At 70.4% G+C, this 15,905-nt stretch carries 13 protein-coding genes and 1 pseudogene; 6 read left to right on the top strand and 8 right to left on the bottom strand.

Annotated features, from left to right (window positions below; translation table 11 throughout):
- Window positions 1-65 precede the first annotated feature (65 nt).
- The 4 genes from KUM49_RS36255 to KUM49_RS36240 are packed head-to-tail and all read left to right on the top strand — an operon-like array spanning window position 66 to window position 4,141.
- Entirely contained in the window at window positions 66-1,118 is a 1,053-nt protein-coding gene (locus tag KUM49_RS36255; RefSeq protein WP_217241214.1) for a zinc-binding dehydrogenase, read from the top strand.
- A complete protein-coding gene (locus tag KUM49_RS36250) occupies window positions 1,115-2,215 on the top strand; it encodes a class I SAM-dependent methyltransferase (protein WP_217241213.1) in 1,101 nt (366 codons plus the stop codon). Before KUM49_RS36255 ends, KUM49_RS36250 begins: the two co-directional genes overlap by 4 nt.
- Window positions 2,212-3,615, top strand: coding sequence for an amidohydrolase family protein (locus KUM49_RS36245; protein WP_217241212.1), 1,404 nt, complete (start codon window positions 2,212-2,214; stop codon window positions 3,613-3,615). Before KUM49_RS36250 ends, KUM49_RS36245 begins: the two co-directional genes overlap by 4 nt.
- A gap of 58 nt (window positions 3,616-3,673) precedes the next feature.
- Window positions 3,674-4,141: a VOC family protein gene (locus KUM49_RS36240; protein WP_217241211.1), complete on the top strand. Its 468-nt coding sequence runs from the start codon at window positions 3,674-3,676 to the stop codon at window positions 4,139-4,141.
- Window positions 4,142-4,190: 49 nt separating this feature from the next.
- Here the strand turns inward: KUM49_RS36240 and KUM49_RS36235 are convergent, their stop codons facing one another.
- A complete protein-coding gene (locus tag KUM49_RS36235; protein WP_217241210.1) occupies window positions 4,191-5,066 on the bottom strand; it encodes a PaaX family transcriptional regulator C-terminal domain-containing protein in 876 nt (291 codons plus the stop codon).
- Window positions 5,063-5,707, bottom strand: coding sequence for a GNAT family N-acetyltransferase (locus KUM49_RS36230; RefSeq protein ID WP_217241209.1), 645 nt, complete (start codon window positions 5,705-5,707; stop codon window positions 5,063-5,065). Before KUM49_RS36230 ends, KUM49_RS36235 begins: the two co-directional genes overlap by 4 nt.
- Before the next feature lie 223 nt (window positions 5,708-5,930).
- Between KUM49_RS36230 and KUM49_RS36225 the strand changes: the two genes are divergently transcribed.
- The gene (locus KUM49_RS36225; RefSeq protein WP_308406923.1) at window positions 5,931-6,923 is read left to right on the top strand and encodes a serine aminopeptidase domain-containing protein; all 993 of its coding nucleotides are present in this window, start codon (window positions 5,931-5,933) and stop codon (window positions 6,921-6,923) included.
- A gap of 202 nt (window positions 6,924-7,125) precedes the next feature.
- Here KUM49_RS36225 and KUM49_RS49040 read toward each other — a convergent pair.
- Window positions 7,126-8,265: pseudogene (locus KUM49_RS49040) on the bottom strand (LacI family DNA-binding transcriptional regulator).
- 366 nt (window positions 8,266-8,631) lie between these two features.
- On the opposite strand from KUM49_RS49040, the gene KUM49_RS36210 reads away from it, so the two are divergent.
- Entirely contained in the window at window positions 8,632-9,513 is an 882-nt protein-coding gene (locus tag KUM49_RS36210) for a universal stress protein (protein WP_308406922.1), read from the top strand.
- A 423-nt stretch (window positions 9,514-9,936) separates the two neighbouring features.
- On the opposite strand, the gene KUM49_RS36205 is transcribed toward KUM49_RS36210, so the two are convergent.
- The 5 genes from KUM49_RS36205 to KUM49_RS36185 form a co-directional block, all read right to left on the bottom strand.
- Window positions 9,937-10,704, bottom strand: a complete 768-nt coding sequence (locus KUM49_RS36205) for a trans-aconitate 2-methyltransferase (RefSeq protein WP_217241206.1) — start codon at window positions 10,702-10,704, stop codon at window positions 9,937-9,939.
- 229 nt (window positions 10,705-10,933) lie between these two features.
- Window positions 10,934-12,166, bottom strand: coding sequence for an aminotransferase class V-fold PLP-dependent enzyme (locus tag KUM49_RS36200; RefSeq protein ID WP_217241205.1), 1,233 nt, complete (start codon window positions 12,164-12,166; stop codon window positions 10,934-10,936).
- Window positions 12,167-12,171: 5 nt separating this feature from the next.
- Complete coding sequence (locus KUM49_RS36195) at window positions 12,172-13,491, bottom strand: pyridoxal-phosphate dependent enzyme (protein WP_217241204.1); 1,320 nt, start codon at window positions 13,489-13,491, stop codon at window positions 12,172-12,174.
- On the bottom strand, window positions 13,488-14,966 hold the full coding sequence (locus tag KUM49_RS36190; RefSeq protein WP_308406921.1) for a Y4yA family PLP-dependent enzyme: 1,479 nt from the start codon (window positions 14,964-14,966) through the stop codon (window positions 13,488-13,490). The genes KUM49_RS36195 and KUM49_RS36190 overlap by 4 nt, the downstream gene beginning before the upstream one ends.
- A gap of 251 nt (window positions 14,967-15,217) precedes the next feature.
- A complete protein-coding gene (locus KUM49_RS36185; RefSeq protein WP_217241202.1) occupies window positions 15,218-15,769 on the bottom strand; it encodes a GNAT family N-acetyltransferase in 552 nt (183 codons plus the stop codon).
- Window positions 15,770-15,905: the final 136 nt, after the last annotated feature.

Here is a 15,905-nt window from a genome sequence, read left to right as displayed (position 1 = left end):
ATGCCGACCAGGCGTGCAACGAGCTGGCCGGTGACTGAAGTCCCCAGCCAGCGGAGGTCTCTTTCGTGAAGGTCGTACTTTACCGAACGCACGGCGGTCTGGATGTGCTCCAGGTCGCCGACGTCCCGGTGCCCGAGCCGGGGCCGGACGAGGTGCTCGTCCGCGTCGCAGCCTGTGGCCTCAACCACCTCGACGTCCTGCAGCGGCGCGGGCCCTCGCTGATCCCCGGCTTCACCCTGCCGCACGTGGCCGGAATGGACGTCGCGGGCACCGTCGCGGCGGTCGGCCCGGCAGGCACTGGGCGGGCGGGCCATCCGACCGCGCTCGCCGAGGGCGCCCGTGTCGTGGTGAATCCGGCCGTGCCGTGCGATCGCTGCGAGAGCTGCGCCGCCGGAGCCGACGGCAGGTGCCCGAGCGTGGGTGTCATCGGCGCCACCCTGGCCGGCGGCTACGCCGAGTACGTCCTCGTCCCGGCGGCCAACGTGCACCCCGTGCCGGACGAGGTCGACCTGGTCGACGCGGCCGTCGTGCCGACGATCTGGATGACGGCCTGGCACGCGCTCATCGAGATCGGCAAGGTCCGCCTCGGCGAAACGGTGCTGATCCACGCGGCCGGCAGCGGCGTCAGCACCGCCTTGATCCAGCTGGCCAAGGCCAGTGGTGCCCGTGTGGTCGCCACGGTCGGCTCGGACGCGAAGGCCGACTACGCACGCGGCCTGGGCGCCGACTTCGTGGTCAACTCGACGACCGGCGACGTCGTGGCGGCCGTGCGCGAGGTCACCGGTGGGCGGGGCGCCGACCTCGTGCTCGATCACGTCGGCCCGGCCACATGGAACACCGGCATCTACAGCCTCGCGCCGCGCGGGCGACTGGTGTTCTTCGGCAACACGACAGGCAACCGGGCCGAGTTCGACCTGGTGTACGCCTACCACTTCGGCCTGCAGCTGCTCGGCTCGGACCCCTACGACCGCCGCGAGTTCGCCGCGATGCTCGACGCATACTGGGCCTCCACGTTCCGCACGCCGATCGACAGCGAGTTCCCGCTGACCGAGGCCGGGGCGGCGCAGGAGCGGATGGAGTCACGGCAGGCCACCGGCAAGATCGTGCTGCGCCCATGAGCAAGACGACCGCCACACCCGCCGGCCCGGCGCCGGTGTGGGACGTGATCAACGGTTTCACGTCCTACTGGGCGCTCTCGGCCGCGCTCGACCTCGGCCTGTTCGACGCCCTCGCGGAGGACGCCGATTCCGCAACCGGACTCGACGCCGCACAGCTGGCCACCGCGATCGGTGCGGCCGGCCCAGGCCAGGTGACCGTTCTGGCCGAGACCCTCGTCGCGCTCGGCCTGCTCTCCGCCGCCGAGGACCGCTTCCGGCTCACGCCCACGGCCGAGCGCTACCTGGTGTCGACTGCACCGGCCTCGATGGCCGCGCTCGTGCGGTACTCGCCCGGGCCGCCGGCCGCCTGGCCGGGCCTGGCCGACACCATCCGCACCGGCGCACCAGAGCCTGCCGTGACAGCCGGCCTGGCCGAGCTGTACCCGGCGCTCGTGCGCGCGACCGGCCCGACACAGGCCGGCGTGGCGACGGCTGTCGCCGCCGAACTGGAGCGCCGCGGACTGTGGCCGGAGCAGCCGACGGTCGTCGACCTCGGCTGCGGTTCGGGAGCCTGGCTGACCGCGCTGCTGCGCACCCGGCCGGCCGGCACGGTGATCGCGGTCGACCGGCCGAACGTGCTGCCGATCGCGGAGCGAGCGGCCACGGACGTCGGTCTGCGCGAGCAGGTGATCGCCGTTGCCGGCGACTACCTCGGGACCGCGCTCCCGGTCGCCGCGGCCGACGTCGTCGTCCTGGCTCACGTGCTGCGGGCCGAACCCGCCGAGCGGGCCCGGCAACTGCTCGCCCGGGCAGTCGAGTTGGCCGGTGCGGGCGGGGTCGTCGTGGTCGTCGACTACCCGCGTCCCGACCCTGCCCGCGCCCGTCACGACGACGGCGACGTCAGAGGCGAAGACCGCGTCGCCGCCTGCGTCGCCGCGCGCCACGAACTGCTGCTGTCACTGACGATGCTGGCCTCGACGGCGGGACTCGGTGTCACGGTCGCGGACCTGCGTGCGTGGGCCGAAGCAGCCGGAGCCGAATTGGTCGACTCGTTCGAGCCGTTGCCGCGCCAGCACGTCCACCTCATCCGCTCCCGCACCCCGGAGGCCACCTCGTGAACGCCCCGAACGGCACGGCAGCCGCCGACACGCTGATCGTCAACGCCCTCGTCGTGACGATGGACGACTCCCGCCGCGTGATCAGGGACGGCGCGGTCGCCATCCGGGACGACCTGATCGTGGCTGTCGGCAAGACCGCCGACGTGACCGCCCAGTGGCACAGCGACACCGTCATCGCCGGCGAGCGGTTCGTCGTCACCCCGGGGCTGATCAACACGCACGTGCACATCACCGGCGAACCGCTCACACGCGGCTTCGTCCCCGACGACACCCCGTTCCTGGAGAACGTCTTCGAGTGGCTCACGCCGATCCACACGTACTACACCGAGGAGGACGAGCACATCTCGGCCCAGCTCGCCGCGCTGGAGATGCTCAAGAGCGGAACGACCGCGTTCCTCGAGGCCGGCACGATCAGGTTCATCGACCCGGTCGTCGAGGCCCTCACCGAGATCGGCATCCGCGCCCGCGTCGGGCCGTGGGCGTGGGATCTCGTGCCTGAGCCGGAGGTGCTGCGCCTGTCGACCGCGCAGGCGATCGCCCGCCTGAACGACACGATGGACAGGTACGCCTCGGTGGCCGACGGTCGCATCCAGGCCTGGCCGATCATCATCGGCCACACCTGCTGCAGCGACGAGCTGTGGCGGGCCGCGAAAGAGCTGTCGGTCGAACGCGGCACCGGGTTCAGCTTCCACATGTCACCGGCGGCGATGGATCCCGAGGGGTTCCTCGCCGCCTTCGGGCAGCGGCCGTTGGTGCACCTCGACGAGCTCGGCGTGCTGGGCCAGAACGTGGTCCTGACCCACGCCGTCCACGTCGACGACGGCGAGGTGGCGCTGCTCGCACAGACCGGGACGAGCGTGTCGCACTGCCCGACCACGGCGCTCAAGGTGTCCTACGGCGTGACCCAGATCGGCAAGTTCCCCGAGATGGTGGCCGCCGGCGTGAACGTGGCGATCGGCACCGACGGCAACAACGCCTCGAACTACCACGACCTGATGCGCGCGACCTACCTGGTCGCCGGCCTGTTCAAGGACGCGCGGCGCGACGCCACGATCTTCCCGGCCGAGGACGCGTTCGCGATGGCCACCCGCAACGGCGCCCGCGCACTGCAGGCCGAGCACGAGATCGGCTCGATCGAGACGGGCAAGAAGGCCGACCTGGTCTTGCACGACACGAACCGGCCGGAGTGGCGGCCGCTGCACAACGTCGCCAACCAACTCGTGTGGTCGGCCGACGGGCGGGGCGTGCACACCGTGTTCGTCGACGGGCGGCGCGTCGTCGACGACTACCGCTGCACGACGATCGACGAGGGCGACCTGCTGCGCCGCGCCCAGACCGCCGGCGAGGGCATCGTGGCCCGCTCCGGCCTGCCCGACCGGGCCAAGTGGCCCACCGTCTGACCACCCGGCCGCGTGTCGCGGTCGAGCCGAACGAATGACGAATGAGGAGAACCGGACCATGGCACAACTGACCGAACCCCGCTGGACCCACGTCGCCCTCCCGGTCAGCGACCTGGATCGATCGATCGAGTTCTACGAGCACCTCACCCCGATGGTGCTGGTCACCAAGAACGAGGACGACACCGGGCGCAGCGCCTGGCTGTCGAACAAGGGTCAGGTCGACTCGGCGTTCGTCCTCGTCCTGGCCGAGTTCATTGCCGAGGTCGGAGCGCGTTTCGGTATCGAGCCGGGCAAGAAGGTGCCGACGCTGGCGCCGTTCGCGCACATCGGTATCGAGCTGCCCAACCGCGAGGACGTCGACGAGGTCGCGGCCAAGGCGCGCGAGATGGGCAACCTGCGGTGGGAGCCGATGGACATGGCCGCCCACATCGGCTACATCTGCGCCGTGGAGGACCCCGACGGCAACACGATCGAGTTCTCGCACAACCAGAAGGTGTTCTCGACCATCCAGGAGCTCTGGGGCTGACCGCCGCGTGGCCGGTCGGGCGGGGGCGCGGGCGCGGTCTGTGGCGTCTTCAGCGCGTGGCCCGGTCGGCCGCTTGTCGGGTGATGTCGGTGTAGAGGCGGAAGAGGGTCGGCCGGGCTTCGCCCGGGTCGGGTTCGGGCAGGGCCGCCCAGCATCGGGCGATGAGTTGCCGTGCCTGGGCGCCGGGCCAGGGCTGGGGCAGGAGCTGCGGCGGCAGCAGCGGGTCGGGCTCCATGGCACGGGTGAGTTCGGCCGCCAACTCGACAGCGATGGTGAGCAGTTCGGACGGGGAGAGTCCGGCTGAGCCGGTGAGCCGGTCGAGGCGGGGCTGGGCGATGTGGCTGAGGCGGTGGTAGCGGTCGGCGATTTCCTGCAAGGGCCATAGGTGGCAGGCGAGTTCGGCAGGCTCTTGGGTGTCGCCCCTGCGCAGGTCCGTCGTGCTGAGGAGGGTGAGCGCGCCGTGGGCGCCGAGGCGGTGCGCCGCGTCTTCGACGTACGGTTCCCAGGCGTTGGCGCAGACGTACAGTCCACCTTGGAGCGGGGCGCCACCGAGGTGGACGAGGGTCTCGCGCAGGGCGTCCCGGGCCGTGCGCGCCGATTCGGGCACGGCGAAGGCGGCGAGGTGCCAGACGCCGTCCCAGGGGGCGAGCCCGGCGTCCTGACGGAATGCGTGCCGCAGGAAGTCCGCGTTGGGGGGCAGGGCTTGTGTGGTGTCTTCCGTGGCGTGCAGCACTGCTCTGCGGCCGCGGCCTTCGTGGGTGAACCGGCTCTCGGCCACGAGGCGTTTGATGCACAGGCGTACCTGCTGGTCGCTCATGCCGAGGGTCGCGGCGACGGTGTACAGCTCGTCCGCGCTGACCGTGCCGTCTTCCCGGATCAGCGCGTGCACGAGCATGCGGGTGGGGATCTCGACGTGGTCGGTCATGGTGTGCGCAGTCCTCTCGGCCCATCCGCCTCGACGGGGCGGTGCATGGTGGTCACCGCGCCGAATCCCAGCAGTCTGCGGAGGTAGGGGGTGTGCTCGGTCCGTACGGCCGTGAAGCCGCGCCGCTCGTACAGGGCTCGGGCGCGCGGATTGGTGTCGATCACGTCCAGTCTGACCTCCCGGCAGTTCTGCTCCGCCGCGACAGCGGCCACTTCCTCGATGAGCAGGCTTCCGACACCGCGGCCGCGCACGTTTGGGGCAACGGCGATGCCGTCCATGACGAGCTGTCCGGAGGCCGGTTGACGTTCGAACAGGGCGAGGAGCAGGAGGCGGTGCAGTCCGCCCAGGCGTCCGTACGCGCGCAGCACGGCGGAGGCCGACCCTCCGGTGAGGGCCCGCCCGTCGAGTTGGTAGCCGGCGAGGCCGACGAGTTGTCCGTCGAGGAGCGCGCAGACCGCGCGATCGGCGTTCAGGTGGGCCGCGATGAAGGGCACCGCCTTGCCCGGCGGATTGAGTGCGGGTCCGAGTTTGCGGCCGAAGGCGTCCCAGTACAGCTCGGCCACCTGCCGCTCGGCTCCGGCCGGGACGCCTCGCTGGACAACCACTGGTCGGGCCCCGGGGCCTGTCTCGTCCAGTCCCATGCCGTGTCCCCTCTTGTTCGCTCAGGTTCGCTGAAACCGAAGTCTAAATCTATCGTACCCGTGACGACCGTGCTCGCAATGATAGCTTCGGTACTGCGTACACCCGAGCAGAGGCGGTCATCGCATGTCTCCCAAGACCCAGCCCCGACGGCCCCGACGGCCCCGACAGCCCCGACAGCGCGGACTCCGAATAGCCGTGTGGTCGCTCGTCACGGTCTTGGTCGTGGCCGTCGGTCTCGTCGGCGTGGTGCTGTGGCAGAACTCGTACGACATGGACGAGCAGCGAGTCACGATCCGCCACGGAGGCCACAGCCTCAACGGCGTACTGGCCATCCCCAAGGACGGCCGCAAGCGCCACGGCCTGGTCGTCTACCTCCACGGTGACGGTCCCGTCGACGCCACCCACGACGACGGTTACAAACCGCTGTGGGAAGCGAACGCCAAGGCCGGATACGCCGCTCTGTCCTGGGACAAACCCGGTGTCGCAGGCGCACCCGGCAACTGGCTCGACCAGTCCATGGACGACCGGGCCGCCGAGGCCGCCGCCGCCGTCGCCTGGGCGCGCGCCCGCCCGGACATCGACGGCGACCGGATCGGGCTCTGGGGTGCCAGCCAGGCGGGCTGGGTCCTGCCGAAGGTCGCCGCCAAGGCTCCAGTGAGGTTTGTCATCGCTGTCTCGCCCGCGATCAACTGGCTCCGGCAGGGCCGCCACCATCTCCTCGCCCAACTGCGCGCTGACGGCGCATCGGCAGCCCGCACCAAGGCCGCGATCGCCAAGAGCGACACCACCCGCCGACTGCTCGCACGCCACGCGACCTTCGAGGAGTACGTCAAGACCATGCGCGGCGACCCGGACGGCATGACCGCCGACCGCTGGGGCTTCATCTCCAAGAACTACACCGCGGACGCCACGGAAGATTTGCGCGCCCTGCGCGGCATACCCGTGCTGCTGGCCCTCGCAGGCCATGACATCAACGTGGACACCGCCGACACGGAGCGCATCTACCGCGACGTGCTGGACACAGGCGGCGCATTGACGGTCAGACGCTACCCGGACGCGAGCCATTCACTGCTCAGGCAGTCCATCGAGCAGTCGGACGTCAAGATCACGCTCACCGCGCTCTTCTCCCCCCGCTCACTCTTCGCGGACGGATTCCTGGACGACCAGCGACAGTTCCTGAAGGATCTCGGCCGACGTCGCAACACCACTCCATGACAGTCCCGCAAGGCCCCCGTGGCCGGTTCCGCAGCAGGCCGTCGCGCTCCCGCCGCCGCAGCCGACCACGAGCGCCACCGCAGCGAGGGCGGCTATGCTCGACACGGTGAGGCGCCTGGTTCTCGATTCCACTGGGTTCCTTTCATTTCACTGGGCGCGGTCCTGGCAGACCGTGCAGGCGGCCGGTACTGACGGCCGCCTGTCATCGGTGGTGCTTCGCCGCTCCGAGGTCAGAGTCGGGCGGCGAAGCGACCGATGCGCGTGCCACCAGCGGGCAGGGCAGCATCTCCTGAGCGGCAGGACCCGTCCCCTGGTCCTGCGCGCTCGTGAGCGCGAGCAGCTGTGCGACAGCCCGCGCCCCCATCTCGTAGTGCGGCAGGGCCACGGTGGTCAGTCCGGGGAACAAGCCGTCACAGATCAGTTCCTGGTTGTCGAACCCGATCACCGACAGGTCGCCGGGAATCGACAGCCCCAGTTCGGCGGCGGCGCGGTAGACGCCCATCGCCATCCGGTCGGCGAAACAGAACAACGCGGTGGGCCGTTCCTCCGGCTGCAGCAAGCGAAGCGCCGCGCGGTGCCCGCCGGCGGCGTCGGAGGTCTCCGCCACCACCAGTCCGGGGTTCTCGGCGATACCCGCCTCGGCGAGAGCTCGGCGGTAACCCTCCAGGCGTCAGTGCGTGGCCGGGATGTCGTCGCGGTTGTTGATGATGCCGATCCGGCGGTGGCCGTGACGCGTCAGCTCGCGTACTGCTGTCTGACCGCCCATGACGTCGTCCGGTACGACCGAGGGCACGCCGGGGTCGTCCGAGCGGGCGTCCAGCAGCACCGTGGGGAACGACCGCAGCCGCTGCGGCACCTGAACGACCCGGTGGTACATCGACGCGTACAGCACGCCGTCGACCTGACGCTGGAGCAGCAGGTCGATCTCCTTGCGCTCCAGCTCCGCATCACCGCCGGTGTTCAGCATGAGCATGAGCATGAGCATGAGCAGGAGCAGGAGCAGGAGCAGGAGCAGGAGCAGGAGCAGGAGCAGGAGCAGGAGCAGGAGCAGGAGCAGGCCATGCTTCGCTGCCTCCTCCTGCGCCCCCCAGGATGATCCGCCGGCGTGGGGCGTGGTGGCGATCTGGTCGCTGACGAAACCGATCGTGTTCGACCGCTTCAGCCGCAGCCCTCGCGCCAGACCGTTGGGCGCGTACCCCAGCTCCCGGGCCGCTTCCAGCACCCGCTGCCGGGTTTCGGCGTTGATGCGCTTGCCCTCGACCGCGTTGAGGATGTGGGAGACGGTCGTTGCCGAGACGCCGGCGGCTGCCGCCACGTCCTTGATCCCGATCCGCCTGCCCATGTCATGCCCAATCGTTCTGGCAAAAGGAGTGCGGGATGAGATTGCGCTCCGCGAGGCGCGCCTGTCCACGGCTGGTTACGAACTCGTGGCCAAGGAAGGTCGACGCGACGCGGAAACCCTGCCCCCAGCACTTCGGTGAAGAGCCGGGATCGGCGACTGGCGGCGGCCTTCCCGTAGCGGTGGTCTCGGCGGTCGTGGTGTGCTCCGGTTCGGGCCGCGCGGTGTCCTGTCCGCCCGGGGGTACTCGGCAGGGGACGAGTGGCCCTTGGGGCGGCCTGATGGCCCCTATGCGCATATGGGTGGCTGCGCCGAGGCTGGGGAACCGAGGAGCCGCGCGTCGGTGGCGTTCCGGGAGGAGGGAACCCCGTGACGGATCCGGTGATCGTAGGTATGGACGCTTCCGCGTCCAGCCTTGAGGCGGTCGTCGTCGCGGCCCGTGAGGCGCAGCTGCGCGGGGCGCCCCTGCGCATCGTGCACGCCTTCGGCCACTCGCCCGGCCACCTGACGACCGGTGCCCCACCGTGGAACCCGGCCGACCACGGCCTGGAGCCGATGGCGCGGGGGGCGCTGGCCCAGGCTGAGGAACGGGTGCACGCGGTGGCGCCGGGCATCGAGATCACGCGGTCGGTGGTAGCCGGTGAGGCGCTTGAGGTGCTGGAGATCGAGTCACGGTCGGCGTCGCTGGCGGTCGTCGGCAGTCGGGGCCTGAGTGGCTTCGCCGGGCTGTTGCTGGGCTCGACGGCGGTGCACCTGGCCGCGCACGGCCGCTGCCCGCTGATGGTGGTGCGCGGCCGCCCCGATCCGACCGGTGCGGTGGTGCTGGCCGTGGACGGTTCTGATGCCGGCGATGCGGCGGTGGAGTTCGCGTTCGCCGAGGCCGCGCTGCGCAAGGCGCCGCTGGTGGCCGTGCACGTGTGGAACACCTGGAGCGAGCGCGCCTACGAAGGCCCCGGTGACCCCCTGAACGCCATGGTGGTGGAAGCCGACCGTCTCCGTGAGGCCGAGCAGCACCTGCTGGACGAGACGGTCACCGCCTGGCAGAAGGTCTTTCCCCAGGTCGCGGTGGAGCGGCGGCTGGTGCGTTCCCGGATCCGCCCGGCGCTGATCGACGCCAGTCGGGGAGCCCAACTGGTGGTCGCCGGCGCCCGGGGACGCGGTGGCTTCACAGGCCTGCTGCTCGGCTCCGTCAGCCAGGCCCTGCTGCACCACGCCCACTGCCCCGTCACCGTCGTCCGCGGCAAGAGGTGACCGTGCCTCAGCAGATCCGGACGGAACGACACTCTGCCGATGCAGCCAATACGGAGCCGCCGAGGTGGCGGACCTGCTCGCCGTGGTCCCGGCCACGGGCCTGACCACGGCGGACGCCGAGCGGTGGGCCGCCGCCTTGAGGGCCGACGAACTGGCCGAACCGGCGCGTCGACCGCAGTTTGGAGGCTCTCGGAACCACGCTGACCGGCGAGTCCCTCGTCGCCAAGACGCCGCCCCCACTGCGGCCGACGGCGACGGCCCCGTGCCCGTGCCCGTAGCCGTCGCCGAGCGCCGACCGCGACGTCCTCGGGCTGGTCGCGGTAGACGGTTGGCGCTGTGTGGCGAGGGTGAGCGGCCAGTTGGATTCCGTAAACGTCGTCAGGCCACCCCTGCCGGTTTCACGGCCGCTGAACCGCTGGTCGGTCAGTCCTTGAGCGCGACCAGGACGTGGCTGTCGCCGAACTGCCAGACCGGGGTGATGTGGCGGAAGCCCGCTTGTCCCAGGAGTTCGACGTGGCGGGACAGTGTCAGGTCGTTGTCGTTCCCGTGGTGAGAGAGGGCCGCCTGGCGCTTCTCACGTTGTGCGAACAGCTCGGCCAGTTCCGGCTCCTGGGCGGCCGCGCTCCACCAGGCGTCCCAGTTCTCGTGGTCGTGTGTGCGGGACCGTTCGGCTCGTCGTCGCCCCACATGGGCGGTGAGCTTTGAGCAACGCCGGTCGTCCGGGGCGAAGTGGTCGCCGTTGACGAGGACGCCCCCCGGCCGCAGCAGGCACTCCAACTGACGGTAGGTCCGCAGCAGGGTCTGTTCGGAGAAGTAGTGGAGGGCTGTTGTCGAGACGACCGCGTCCAACGGGCGGTCCAGGCCGAGGGTGTCGGTCCACCCCCTGTCCCCGATCACCGCGTCCACGTAGCGGGCGGCATCCGCGTGATGAGCACGGCCGAGCTCCAGGAGCACCGGGTCCATGTCCACGGCGACGATCTCCGCGTCCGGCATCCTCTCGGTGAGCCGGGAGGCCAGCGACCCCGGGCCGCAACCGAGGTCGAGGACCAACGGTCCTTCCTGGTGGGCGACGACGTGTTCGACGACGTCGGCGATGACCATGAACCGCTCCTCGCGGGCGGTGGCGTAGTGCTGCTGCTGCAGTTCCCAGCGCTCCACCCACAGCCTGGCCGTCCCCATGCTTACGCCCATGCTTCGCGTCGCCTCTTCCGTCTCTCACTACCGGGTAGGCTCAGAACCTACTCCTTATTGGAAACGGTTTCCATTCGCCTTCTGGTCCGGGGTCGTCAGCACGGTACAGGCGGCCGGCCGAGGCGGCGGCCGGACCGGACCGGACTGACGGCACAGGACTCATGTGCTGCGGCATCAAGGGTCAGCCCCCGGGTCCTGCCACCTTGGCCGGTCCGGTCGATCGGCCGCATCATGGGAGTCCGGCGAGAACGGTCAGCAACCGGTCGATCTCCTCCGGGGTGTTGTACGCGTGCAGGCTTACGCGCACGGAGTCGGTCTTCTCGCCCGCGCTGCCCTGGCAGTGGCTGTCGGACCGGACCATGAAGCCGTGGCTGAAGAGGATGAATCCGAGGTCGCCCGAGTCGATGGACCGGTGGCGGATGGTGACGATGCCCTGGCGGCGCTGGACGGTGGAGTCGGCGGCCAGGCTGAGCGGACAGCCGAGAACCTCGTAGGCGTCCAGGTGGCGCAGCCCTTCGGTGAGCCGGGCCGCCAGGGCGACCGTCCAGCGTTCGATGCGGTCGATGCCCGTGGCGTCCAGCCAGTCCAGGGCCGCTGCCAGGGAGGCGATGCCTGCGGTGTTCGGGGTGCCGCTCCAGCCGCCGGGGGCGAAGGCCGGCCCGCGTGCCTGACGGGCCCAGACCGCGCCGGTGCCGGGCAGGGCCAGGGCCTTGTGCCCGGAGAAGACGACGAAGTCGACGTCCAGGTCGGCCACGGACACCGGCTGGTGGCCGACGCTCTGGGCGGCGTCCAGGCAGATGACGGCGTCCGGGCCGACCGCTCGCCGGATGCGGTGCGGGTTCATGTCGCCGCCGTAGACGTGGTGGACGTGGGTGGCGGCGACGAACCGGGTCCGAGGGCCGGTCAGTTCGGCGAGCGCGATGTGGTCGTAGTCCCCGGAGCCCGGCTGGTAGGGCATGGGCAGGACGCGGACGTGCACACCCTGGCGGGCGAGCAACTGCTGGGTCTCCAGCCAGGGCAGGATGTTGGCCTGGTGGTCGGCGACCGGTACGACGATCTCGTCGCCGTCGGAGAGGAAGCCGGCCAGCCAGTCGCGCGCGATCGTGCGCAGACCCTCGGTCGTGCCGCTGGTGAAGTGGACGGCGGAGCGCTCCGGGTGCGGGTCGTCCAAAAACTCCTTGATCCGGTCGCGGGTGCGCTCGACCAGGTCGGTGGTCCGGTTGGCCCAGGTGTAGGTGCCGCGACCGGCGTTGGCGTTGACGGTGGTGAGGTACGTCCGCACGGCGTCCAGGACGGCCAGTGGCTTCTGTGCCGTTGCCGCGCTGTCCAGGTAGGCCGGCTCCGGGGAGGCCGGCGCCGGGTGTCCGGAGAGGATCGGGAACTGCGCGCGCACCTCGCGCTGCCAGGAGCGCAGGTCCTCGAGGTCGGTGGGGCCGTGGTCGCGGGTCGTGGGTGCGGTCATGGCGGTCAGTCCCGTACCAGGGGCGCGCCCGCGTCGCGCCACGCGATGATGCCGCCGGCCAGGCTGCGGACGTCGGGGTGTCCCATCCGGGTCAGCAGCGCCGCGTACCGGGCGGACTGCTCGCCCACCGGACACGCCAGCAGCACCGGCTGCCGCCTGCTGAACGGCAGGCCGCCCTGGACGAGTTCCCCGAACAGTTCGTCGACGATGTTGACCGAGCCGTCGATGTGCAGCGCGGCGTACGCGTAGGGGCTGCGCAGGTCGACGACGAGCGGACGGTCGGTGGTGATCCACGCCTGGGCGTCGCCGACGCCGATGGCCGGGGCCGTACGGATCTCCGCGTCGGACAGGTCGGCCGGCGAGTTCTTCCGGGGCGGCCGGCCCAGCAGGTCGGGCCGTCGCTGCCGCACATAGCTCAGATAGCTCTCCACGCGGTCGCAGACGATGAACACCGCGACCTGGCGCTCAGTCAACTCCGCGTCCAGCTGTCGAAGATGACGCACGGCGCCGAAGTACGCGGCCCCGCCGGTCGGTCCGGCCAGGATGCCGCACCGGCGGTTCAGGGCGAGCATCCCCTCGATCGCTTCGTCGGCGCTCACCGACTCCATCGTGTCGTACGTGTCCGGATCGAACAGCCCGACTTCCTGGACCTCGTCGATGGTGCGGATGCCGGGGATGAAGTCGGACTTGGCCGCGACCAGGCCGAGGACCCGCACGGCCGGATCGGTCTCCCGCAGGACGCGGGCGACACCTGTCGAGGAGCCGGCGGTGCCCACGCAGGCGACGAACCAGTCCGGAGCCCGGCCGTCCAGGTCCTTCACGATCTCCGGTCCGGTGCCGGTGAGGTGGGCCTCGGTGTTGCGCGGGTTGAAGTACTGGTCGGTGTGCAGGTACGCGCTGCCGGAGGCGGACAGGGTCCGGTGGAAGAGGGTCAGCGGATCGTCGGTCGCGGTCGGGTCCAGACACTCGCTCTGGCCCGGCAGTTCCTCGATCTGAGCGCCGAGCAGCAACAGGAGGTCCTTGATCTCCGGAACGCGCATCCGGTTGGTGACGCTCTTGAAGCCAAGCCCGTGCATGCCCGCGATGACCGCCAGCGCCTTCGCCGTGTTGCCGCTGGACAACTCGACGACCTGGCTGCCGTGTTCGACCGCCTCACTCAGGTGTGGGCGCGCCATGTTCCAGGCGGCCCGGTCCTTGACCGAGCCGAAGGGGTTGAGCAGTTCGAGCTTGGCGTACAGGTCGATGTTCCGCAGTCCGTGCACGTCCGGGTCGATGCGCACCAGCGGGGTGTTGCCTATGGCCTCGGTGATGCTGTCGTACCTCAATGCGGTTCTCCCGGGAGCGTGATCGGCCAGTACTGGTCGTCCAGGCACCAGCGCCACGCGTCGCCGTCCTGCCAGACGGCGGCCTGGCGGGCGACGGGCTGGAGCTGGGCGCGGGTGGCGTGGAAGTCCATGGCGTAGCCGGCGGTGTTGGCAAAGACCATCAGGTCGCCCGGCGCGGGACGGCGCGGCAGGAAGACCGTACGCCTGGTGATCATGTCCGTCTCCAGGCACAGGCTGCCGAACAGGTGGACGCCGACTGGCTCCCCGCCGGTGTCCGCCCGCGGCCTGGTGTCGCTCCTGGGGATCACGACGGGGTCCAGGAGCACGCCGTGTTCCTCCAGGGCGACGTCGTTCGACTTCAGCGCCAGCCGTACGAGCAGCTCGGCACCGGCGTCCGAGGAGCGCACCTCCAGCACCTTGGCCACCGTGATCCCGCACTGGTCGAGCAGAGCCCGGCCGGGTTCCGTGTACAGGTCGTGGAGGTGCTCCAGGAGCAGTGCTGCCAGGGGACGACCGCCCAGGGAGGCGGCGGGCTGTGACAGCAGTTCGTCGAGGTAGCGTGCCCCGGCTACCGGCCGGTGGGCGGGATAGAGCCCGAGGCTGCCGCGCACCGTACCGGCCTCGTTGCGCAGTCCGTAGCCGTGCCCGCCCCAGGCCAGGGGTGGGCGTCTGCCCAGCACCGCGGCGGTGAGTTCGGTGGTGTACCGCTCCCACTGCTCCCCGTCGGCAAGGTAGTTGACGCCGAATCCGCCGCCGATGTCCACGGCTCGGGGGCGCAGGCCCCGGCTCCGGCACACCTCCAGGGCTTGAAGACAGCCTTCCAGGGCCGTCGCCTTCTCCGCGACGCTGGTCGTGTCCAGGTGGTAGGCGATGCCGGTCAGGTCGACCGCGCCGGCATGCCGTTCGACCGCTTTCAGCAGGAGGTCCAACTCCCGTACGGGCGTGCCGAAGCGGCTCGGCCGGCTCAGGACCCTGACGCCGGAGGTCTCGAATCCCGACAGGCGCAGCAGGATCCGTACGGGGGAGAGCTTGTGGGCGCGCACCAGCGCGGCGAGCTGGTCGAGTTCGGATCCGCCATCGACGCTCACGGTGACGCCCGTGCGAGCGGCGAGCCACAGGAATTCGGGGTTCTTGGGACCGGTGGCCGTGATCCGGTCGGGTGTGAAACCGGCGCCCAGGGCGTGCTGCAGCTCGCCCAGGGACGCGACGTCCACCCCGGCGTCCGTGGCGGCGAGCCGGCGCAGCAGGGCGCTGGAGCGGTTGGACTTGTGGGCGTAGAAGACCTGGCCCGAGAGATGGTGCTCGCGGTACACGGACCGGAACCGCTCCAGGTTCTCGGCTATCTGCTCCGGCACCACGAGGTTGAGTGGCGAGCCGAGCGCGTCGGTGAGCATGTGCAGGAATTCGGCCGACTCCAGCAGCGAACGGAGCCGCGGCCCGAGCCGGGGTTCCAGATACAAGGGCCCTCCGCCCACACGCAATACCCCTCCCCGTGAGCTGCCGCGCCCCGATCCGGGCACGTCCGACACTTCCTGCGGTTTTGCCGTATACCCCCTTTCCATTCCTCGGTCTGTTTACGCCCTGTGGTGCATGGGCCTTACCTTCGCTTTACGAGCGAACAAGGTGTGTAAAGGAGTCCGTGGCTGCGCGAGGCGCGCGGCCGTCGGCAGTTCCCAGGTGCGAGGGCAGGTCGCGACTCGGGCTGGCGGACCGTCGAACCGGACGTTCAGAGACTGAGGTTCATCAGGATGTCGTCACGGTCGTCGCCGGGGGCCACGCGAAGCGCGCCTGGCCATCGGCCCACTTCCGTCCATCCCAGGCTCCGGTAGAAGTGCTCGAGCCCGAGTCCTCCTCGCGCACTGAGCTGCAACTGCTCCAGCTTCATGTCCTCTGTGGCGATCTCCCGGACGCGGGCCATGAGGGCGGTGCCGATTCCTCGTCGGCCGAAGTGCGGGTGGGTCTGGACGTGGTTGACCACTCCGCAGTGTGCGATCAGGGGATGAGGGTTCCGGTGAATGATCAGCCAGCCCGCGAGTGTTCCGTGGACGGTCGCGACGAGCAGTCGGCTGCGCTCCGGATCGAGTCCGGAGATGAGCCGTTCCGCCGCCGGGCCGACATCCCGCACGCTGACGGGAGGCAGGGGGATTCCGGGCGCGATCACCGCGCCGCCCGCGTTGATGACGGCTGTCCAGCAGTCGACCAGCTGTCTCCTCAGGTCTGGCGTGATCTCGTGTGGCCGGGTGAGCTGCAGGAACTCGGGGGAGTCGGGCACCGTCATGGCGATCAGGTTTTCATACCTGGCCGAAAAGCTCCCGAGCACCGTCCAGAGCATCCTGTGCCTGCTGCTCGACCCCCGGTTGCAGGACACTGACAGATGTCCAGCGGAGGCGGCAAGGCTCACCTTCTGCGCGAGT

This window comes from Streptomyces sp. AC555_RSS877 (genome assembly GCF_019049245.1).
In the GTDB taxonomy this organism is placed as follows: Bacteria; Actinomycetota; Actinomycetes; order Streptomycetales; family Streptomycetaceae; genus Streptomyces.
This window is presented reverse-complemented; position numbering and strand designations above follow the sequence as displayed.

Bases quoted from the DNA above. Each gene is read 5' to 3' on its own strand.
- KUM49_RS36250 (WP_217241213.1), top strand. From the start codon at position 1,115: ATGAGCAAGACGACCGCCACACCCGCCGGCCCGGCGCCGGTGTGGGAC.
- KUM49_RS36240 (WP_217241211.1), top strand. From the start codon at position 3,674: ATGGCACAACTGACCGAACCCCGCTGGACCCACGTCGCCCTCCCGGTC.
- KUM49_RS36235 (WP_217241210.1), bottom strand. From the start codon at position 5,066: ATGACCGACCACGTCGAGATCCCCACCCGCATGCTCGTGCACGCGCTG.
- KUM49_RS36230 (WP_217241209.1), bottom strand. From the start codon at position 5,707: ATGGGACTGGACGAGACAGGCCCCGGGGCCCGACCAGTGGTTGTCCAG.
- KUM49_RS36205 (WP_217241206.1), bottom strand. From the start codon at position 10,704: ATGGGCGTAAGCATGGGGACGGCCAGGCTGTGGGTGGAGCGCTGGGAA.
- KUM49_RS36200 (WP_217241205.1), bottom strand. From the start codon at position 12,166: ATGACCGCACCCACGACCCGCGACCACGGCCCCACCGACCTCGAGGAC.
- KUM49_RS36185 (WP_217241202.1), bottom strand. From the start codon at position 15,769: ATGACGGTGCCCGACTCCCCCGAGTTCCTGCAGCTCACCCGGCCACAC.